This is a genomic window from Kitasatospora sp. NPDC057512 (assembly GCF_042802135.1).
Taxonomy (GTDB): domain Bacteria; phylum Actinomycetota; class Actinomycetes; order Streptomycetales; family Streptomycetaceae; genus Kitasatospora.
This window is the reverse complement of the sequence record NZ_JBHVET010000497.1, coordinates 1-6,702: the sequence shown is the minus strand read 5'-3', so window position 1 is coordinate 6,702 and position 6,702 is coordinate 1. Positions and strand designations below refer to the sequence as shown.

Sequence of the window (6,702 nt, the reverse complement as noted above, 5' to 3'; positions counted from 1 at the left end):
TCCCACTCCCGCTCGGCGTTCGGCATTCCGGCGGGACGGCGGGACGGCGTTTCAGCGCGGCACCGGGGTGGCGCCGGTCGCGGCCAGCGAGAGCTCCCAGAGGCGGGCCGCCCCGTCCGGGTCGACGGCGTACGGACGGACGCCGCCGTCGTCCATCGGGGTGTCCGGGCCGGCGGGGCGGGCGACCTCGCAGTCCTCCAGGTAGAGCCCGCCCAGGCCGTCGAGCAGCGGCGAGGTGGCCGCCCAGAGGCCCGTGGCCGCGCCCTGGGAAGGGGACTTGAAGTCCGCGCCGATCACGTTGCCCCGCTCGTCCACCCAGCCGCGCTCGACCTGCTCCTGCCGGGTCATCTCCCGCTGGAGCCCGGTGATGATCTTCCCTGGGTGGAGCGCGAACGCCCGGACGCCGTCCGCCCGTCCGAGCGCGTCGAGGTGCACGGCGAACAGCGCGTTGGCGGTCTTGGACTGGCCGTACGCCAGCCACTTGTCGTAGCCGGTGCGGAAGTGCGGGTCGTGCCGGCGGACGTCCGTCAGGAAGTGCCCGGCCGAGCTGTTGACGACGACCCGGGCGCCGTCCGGGGCGGCGGCCAGCAGCGGGTACAGCTCGCAGGCGAGCAGGAAGTGTCCGAGGTGGTTGGCGGCGAACTGCCCTTCCCAGCCCGGCCCGACGCGCCGCTCGGGGGTGGCCATGACCCCGGCCACGGCGAACAGGAGGTCAAGGCGGTCCGTGGCCTCGCGGACCAGCCCGGCGGCGGACCGGACGCTCGCGGGGTCGGCGAGGTCCATCGGCACGATCCGGCTCCCGGTCCCGGCGAGCGCGGCGCGGGCGGTGTCCGGGCGGCGGGCCGGGACGATCACCTCGGCCCCGGCGGCGGCCAGCGCCCGGGTGGTCTCCAGGCCGAGGCCGGAGTAGCCGCCGGTGACGACGGCGGTGCGGCCGGAGAGGTCGAGGCCCGCCAGGACGTCCTCGGCGGTGGTGGCGGCGGAGAAGGGCGAGCCGATCGGCTGCTGCTGGCGCTGGAGCTGAGTGGTGGTCATGGCGATGACCGTAGGAAGTGGAGCGCGGTCTAGATCAAGCCCCGGTCCCGTGTTGTTCCTGTGCTCTGACTTCCTATGCTCTGACGCCATGACGGAACTCAGCATCGGCGAGGTGGCCGAACGCACCGGGCTCAGCGTGCACGCCCTGCGCTTCTACGAGCGCGAGGGGCTGCTGGTCGGCCCGGTGCGGCGCACGGCGGGCGGGCGGCGGAGGTACGCCGTGCTGGACGTGCGGTGGCTGGAGATCTGCGTCAGGCTCCGCGAGTCCGGCATGCCGCTCGCCGACCTGCGCCGCTTCGCCGAACTGGTCCGGCAGGGCCCGGGCAACGAGGCCGAACGGCTGCGGCTGCTCGACGCCCACCGGCAGCGCGTCGACGAACGGATCCGGGAGCTGGAGGAGTGCCGCTCGCTGATCGCCTGGAAGACCGCCGTCTACGCCGACCACCTGGAGCGCGGCGAGGCCGCCGGGCTCTGGGACCCGACGGCGGGCGAACCGGCTCAGTCCTCCTCGTCCTCGCCGTAGGGCGGGATGGTCCAGCGCAGGACCGTCCCGCCCGCCCCGTCGGCTTCGAGGGTGACCGGGAAGGCCTGGCCCCACTCCCGCCCGCCGTGGTGCCGGACCGCGTGGTCGCCCTGGCACCAGTCGATCCCGAGCACCTGGCAGCCGCCGACCTCGATCGCACCCATGTGCAGCGGGTGGTGCAGGCCGGCCCGCCGGAAATTGAAGTAATCGACGTGCTTCTCCACCATGGTGGCCACTCCCCTGCCGGGCAGGCCGCCCCGCCAGGTGCTGATCTCGGCTTCCAGCGCGACCGCCTCCGCCACCGGGAGGTCGAGCCACCCGTACGGGCCCCCGTCCCCGCCGTACGAGCGCATCCGCTCGCCGCCGAACCGCGCATGGGCGTCGGCCTCGTACCGTCCCCAGTAGGAGAGGTCGGCGAGCCCGTCGGCCGGCTCGTCGTCCAGGCTCGTCCACGCGTCCAGCCCGACGGCGTCGCCGACCACCATGCCGCTCCGGTCGACCGGCAGGTCCCCGAGCAGCACCGGGCCCTCCGCACCCTCCGGCCAGGGCAGGCCGAGGGCGATCTCCAGCGTCGCGATCGTCGGCTCCTCGTCGAAGGCCGAGGGCTCGGTGGTGGCCCGCACCGCCAGCGGCCGATCGGCGGCGGCCGGAACGGCGACTGCCTCGCACTCCTCGTCCCGCAGGTGACCGCCGCCCGTCTTCGCCGCCGCCGCGGCCCGCACCGGCAACGGATCCCCCAGCTCCCGCCAGTAGTCGATCCAGGTGGCCATGCCGAGCACCACCACCCCGGAGGGTGCGGTGACGAATCCCAGGTCAACGAAGGTTTCGGACATCCGCCGATTATCTCCATGCAGGACCTCGACCTCGTCGCCTAGCCTGGCCCGGTGAATCTTGACGATCTCGCCTGGCAGCGGCAGTTCGACGGCGGGATAGAGCCCGCCATGGCGGAATACCTGGCCCGACAGGGGCAGTTGGAGTTGCTGATCGAGACCGCCCGGGACCGCGGTGAGTGGCCCTGCGCCGAGGTGGCGGTCAGTGAGCTGTGCGATATGGGGGAGTTCGAACGGGCCCTGACGGTCCTGGAGCCGTTCGTCGCGGTCGGCTGGCCGTTCGCCGTACGGGAGTCCGCCTCGATCACGGTCCGGCTGGGCCGGATCGAGGAGGGGCTGGCGCTGGTGCGTCCGGACGCGGCCGGCCTGGAGTCGGCGCTCGACTGCCGCTGGTTCGCCGGGGCGCTGGTGGAGGCCGGGCGGGTGGACGAGGCCATCGAGGTGCTCACGCCCCACCTCGGGGAGCCCTGGATCCTGGAGTCACTGGTCGATCTGACCAGGGGGCAGGACCGTGACGCCCGCGTCCTGGAACTGCTCGCCCCGTGCGCCGAGCGGGCCCTGGGCGGCACGGCGGACTGCCGGTGCTCCGCGGCCGGGGATCGGCGCGAGTGCCGGCACCAGCCGTCGGCGGTGCTGGTGCTGTACAGCCTGGTCCTGGAGCGCATGGGCCGGGCGGACGAGGCGATCCGGCGGCTGGGCCCGGTCCTGCCCGTCGTCCCGGGCGTCGCCTGGCGGTACGCGAAACTCCTCGCCGATCAGGGCCGGTTCGAGCAACTGCGCGAGCTGGCCGACGGCGAGCACGCGGAGCTCGCCCTGAACCAGTACGCGGAGGCGCTGGAGGAGCAGGGGCGGGTCCGGGAGGCCGAAGCCGTCCTCCACGAGGCCCTTGCCGCGGACGGCGAGCACAGTCGCCGACGCCTCATGGCCTTCCTCGCCCGCCAGGGACGCCTCGACGAGGTCGTCGACGTCGGACGGCCCACGTACGAGCAAGCCGAAGGGAACCTCCTCCACGAGGCGATCGACCTGCTGATCAGGGCGGGCCGCCCGGAGCCGGCGCTGGAGCTCGTGGACGGCCTCGGCGCCGCGTACGTCGAGGCGCATGCCGATGTCCTGGGCCACACCCGGCTGCGCCTGCTCGCGAAGGCCGGGCGCTACACCGAGGGCATCGCGGAGGCGCGGGCCCTGAACGAGCGGGAGCCCGGCCAGTGGGACACCACGCTGGCCTGGCTGCTGGATCTGGACGGCCGGCCGGACGAGGCCCTCGACCTGCTCCGGTCGTCCACCCAGCGCTGGGCCCACCTGGCGGTTGCCGAGATCCTGAACAGGCGCGGCCGCTACGCCGAGGCCGTCGCCGCCGTCCCCACGGTGTCCGCCCAGCGCGAGGCCTGGGGCCGGGACTGAGACAGGAGGCCGCCGACCGGCCGGCCCGGATAGTTCAGTGAGAGAAATATTCAGGTGGACGGAGGCGTTCCGGCAGGAGCAGGCGCGGGAGGTCCGCGCGAGGCTGGAAGGAGTGCGGCGCCGTGCGCGTGGAGATCTGGACCGACATCAACTGCCCCTGGTGCTACATCGGCAAGGCCCGGTTCGAGCAGGCGCTGGCGGCGTTCCCGCACCGCGAGGAGGTGGAGGTCGTCCACCGCTCCTTCGAGCTGGACCCGCGGGCACCGCACGAGGCCCGACCGGTCGTACCGCTGCTCGCCGCCAAGTACGGGATGAGCCTGGAGCAGGCCGAGGCGGCGGAGGCCCGGATCGCGGAGAACGCGCACGCCGAGGGCCTGCCGTACCTGCGCGAGGGGCGCGACGCGGCGAACTCCTTCGACATGCACCGGCTGCTGCACTTCGCCGAGGAGCACGGCCGGCAGGGGCAGCTGCTGGACGCGCTGTACCGGGCGAACTTCGCCGAGGAGCGGTCGGCCTTCGAGGAGGGCCGGCTGGTCGAGCTGGCGGTCGAGGCCGGGCTGGACGGCGAGGCGGCCGCGGCCGTCCTGGCCGACCCGGAGGCCTACGCGGAGGCGGTGCGCGAGGACGAGACCACGGCGAGCGCCATGGGCGCGACGGGCGTGCCGTTCTTCGTCCTGGACCGGCGCCTCGGCGTCTCGGGCGCCCAGCCCGCGGAAACGTTCACCCGGGCACTGGAACAGGCCTGGGAGAGCCGGGTGGCGCTGCCGCTGACCCCGCTCGCGCCCAAGGAGTGAGGCGGGGCGGAGCAGGAAGTCGGCCCGTCCGACTTCCTGCTCACCCGGCTTGCCCACGGTGGGCGTAGACGATGTGCAGGCTCGCCGGAACACCCTTGGCCGCCCGCCCGGAACGCCAGCCCTCGTGGTCGAGCTCGATGCAGTAGTGCGCGTCGGGCCGCCACCCGAAGCGCCACCCGGGGGCCTCGCGGGTGAACTCGTGGAGCTGGGAACCCGACCAGCGGAAGGCCGTGGGGCTGCCGGTGACCACCAGCGTGTGGGCGGCCCCGGAGAACCGGAGCCGGTCCAGCCAGCCGGCGAAGTGGTGGCGTTCGTAGTCGATCTCCTCCTCGGACGGGAAGTCCGTCACCGGCAGGTCGACGGTGTGCGGCGTCCCGGCGCCGAGCCGCGCCCGGACCTCCTTCCAGCGCGACGCGGGGAAGCCCAGGCTGTGGTGGACCAGCAGGAGGTCCAGCCGGTCCTCGGACGGGACGTCGCCCAGCCCGGCCGGGCCGGCGTTGGCCCGCAGCGGCAGGTGCACCAGGGAGCGCCGGGAGCGGGCCGCCAGGGCCCAGGCGGTGGCCAGGTCCTCGGCGCCCTGCCGGTCGAGGTGCAGGCCCATGTACCTGCTGCCCGGGCTGGCGTACAGGAGGGCCCCGGCGGTCTGCCGCGCCGGGGTGATCACCCGGTACTCGTCCCGGCCGAGGCGCACCCGGTGGATCTTCGTTCGCAGTCTCACCAGGTCTTCGTACCGGAGGCCGACCGGGGCTGTCCCGCGGTTTTCCTCCGGCCGGGGCCGCGCGGCGCTGCTCCGCCACGAACCAGGCACCCCGGGGTGTCCTTGAGGGATCCGGCTCCCCGCCCGGCCGGAGGCGTCCGCGCGACAGTTCCGCAACACTCAACCTCCGTGTGTAAAAAGACCATTGAGGCCGCCTCGCCCTCTGGCACACACTGTGCACCGACGCCCCTCCGGGGGCGGGGTCATGACACACCAGGGGGTAGGGGCATGATCGACAAGGACACCGTTCTCAACCACCGGTACCGGCTGCTGGAACAGCTCGGCCGCGGCGGGATGGGGACGGTCTGGCGCGCCCGGGACGCCGTCACGGAACGGGACATCGCCGTCAAGGTGCTCAACCCGGGCCTGCTGGAGGATCCGACCGCCACCGAGCGCTTCCGCCGGGAGGCGAAGGCCGTCACCGGGATCGGCCACCCGGGCGTCGTGGGCGTCCACGACTACGGGGAGAGCGGTGCGGAGAGCACCGACGGCGTGGAGGCCACCGACGGTGCGGAGAGCACCGACGGCGTGGAGGCCACCGACGGTGCGGAGAGCACCGACGGCACGAAGGGCGCCGACGGCACGAAGGACACCGACGGTACGAAGGGCGCCGGCACCGGCCCGCGCTACGCCTACATCGTGATGGACCTGGTCGAGGGCCGGCCGCTCAGCGCGGTGCAGAAGGACGAAGGGCCGATGCCGCCCGAGCGGGCCCTGGCCCTGGTGGCCACCGCACTGGACGCCCTCCAGGCCGTCCACCAGTCCGCCATCGTCCACCGCGACGTCAAACCGTCCAACCTGCTGGTGCGCGAGGACGGCGCCGTGCTCGTCGCCGACTTCGGCCTCGCCCTGGCGATCGCCGACTCCAAACTCACCACGTCGAACGGCTTCATCGGCACCGCCTCCTACGCGTCCCCCGAACAGGTCGACCCTTCTCCCGACAACCCCGTCACACCCGCCGCCGACCTCTACTCGATGGGGGTCGTCTGTTACGAACTGCTGGTCGGGAAGCTGCCGTTCGAGGGCGGCCGCGCCATGCAGGTCGCGTACAAGCACGTCAACGAGCCGGCGCCGGAGCTGCCGGACACCTTCCCGCCGGCGGTCCGGGCGCTGGTCGCCAAGGCGCTGTCCAAGGCGCCGGAGGACCGGTACGAGAGCGCCGCCGAGATGGCGGCGGCGGCACGAGCGGCGGTCGGACTGCCGGTCGGGGAGTCCGGACGGCGGCCGGTCAGGCTGTGGAAGAGCGCCCCGAGGGCGGGCGGTGCGGGCCCCGCTCCGCGGAACGAGCCGGTCCCCGCGGCCGAACTGGTCGTGAGGGTGTCCCCGGTCGTCCAGGCGGACCCTGAGCAGGCGGCCAAGCAG

7 protein-coding genes are annotated in these 6,702 nt (G+C 73.7%); 4 read left to right on the top strand and 3 right to left on the bottom strand.

Going from position 1 to position 6,702, the window contains the following annotated elements; genetic code table 11:
• Positions 1–51: 51 nt before the first annotated feature.
• On the bottom strand, positions 52–1,035 hold the full coding sequence (locus ACFU6K_RS27360; RefSeq protein ID WP_380667344.1) for an oxidoreductase: 984 nt from the start codon (positions 1,033–1,035) through the stop codon (positions 52–54).
• A gap of 88 nt (positions 1,036–1,123) precedes the next feature.
• Here ACFU6K_RS27360 and ACFU6K_RS27355 point away from each other — a divergent pair, with 88 nt between their 5' ends.
• Positions 1,124–1,558 (top strand): MerR family transcriptional regulator, encoded by a 435-nt coding sequence (locus ACFU6K_RS27355; RefSeq protein ID WP_380667343.1) that lies wholly within the window; start codon positions 1,124–1,126, stop codon positions 1,556–1,558.
• Here ACFU6K_RS27355 and ACFU6K_RS27350 read toward each other — a convergent pair.
• Positions 1,534–2,391 carry a hypothetical protein gene (locus ACFU6K_RS27350; RefSeq protein WP_380667342.1) on the bottom strand — a complete coding sequence of 286 codons (858 nt, stop codon included), beginning with the start codon at positions 2,389–2,391 and terminating at the stop codon, positions 1,534–1,536. The genes ACFU6K_RS27355 and ACFU6K_RS27350 overlap by 25 nt on opposite strands.
• Positions 2,392–2,442: 51 nt before the next feature.
• On the opposite strand from ACFU6K_RS27350, the gene ACFU6K_RS27345 reads away from it, so the two are divergent.
• Positions 2,443–3,789: a hypothetical protein gene (locus ACFU6K_RS27345; protein WP_380667341.1), complete on the top strand. Its 1,347-nt coding sequence runs from the start codon at positions 2,443–2,445 to the stop codon at positions 3,787–3,789.
• A gap of 122 nt (positions 3,790–3,911) precedes the next feature.
• Positions 3,912–4,583 carry a DsbA family oxidoreductase gene (locus ACFU6K_RS27340; protein ID WP_049653142.1) on the top strand — a complete coding sequence of 224 codons (672 nt, stop codon included), beginning with the start codon at positions 3,912–3,914 and terminating at the stop codon, positions 4,581–4,583.
• 40 nt (positions 4,584–4,623) lie between these two features.
• Here the strand turns inward: ACFU6K_RS27340 and ACFU6K_RS27335 are convergent, their stop codons facing one another.
• Entirely contained in the window at positions 4,624–5,301 is a 678-nt protein-coding gene (locus ACFU6K_RS27335; protein ID WP_380667340.1) for a hypothetical protein, read from the bottom strand.
• Positions 5,302–5,568: 267 nt separating this feature from the next.
• Here ACFU6K_RS27335 and ACFU6K_RS27330 point away from each other — a divergent pair.
• The coding region (locus tag ACFU6K_RS27330) for a serine/threonine-protein kinase (RefSeq protein WP_380667339.1) at positions 5,569–6,702 on the top strand (1,134 nt) is incomplete at its 3' end.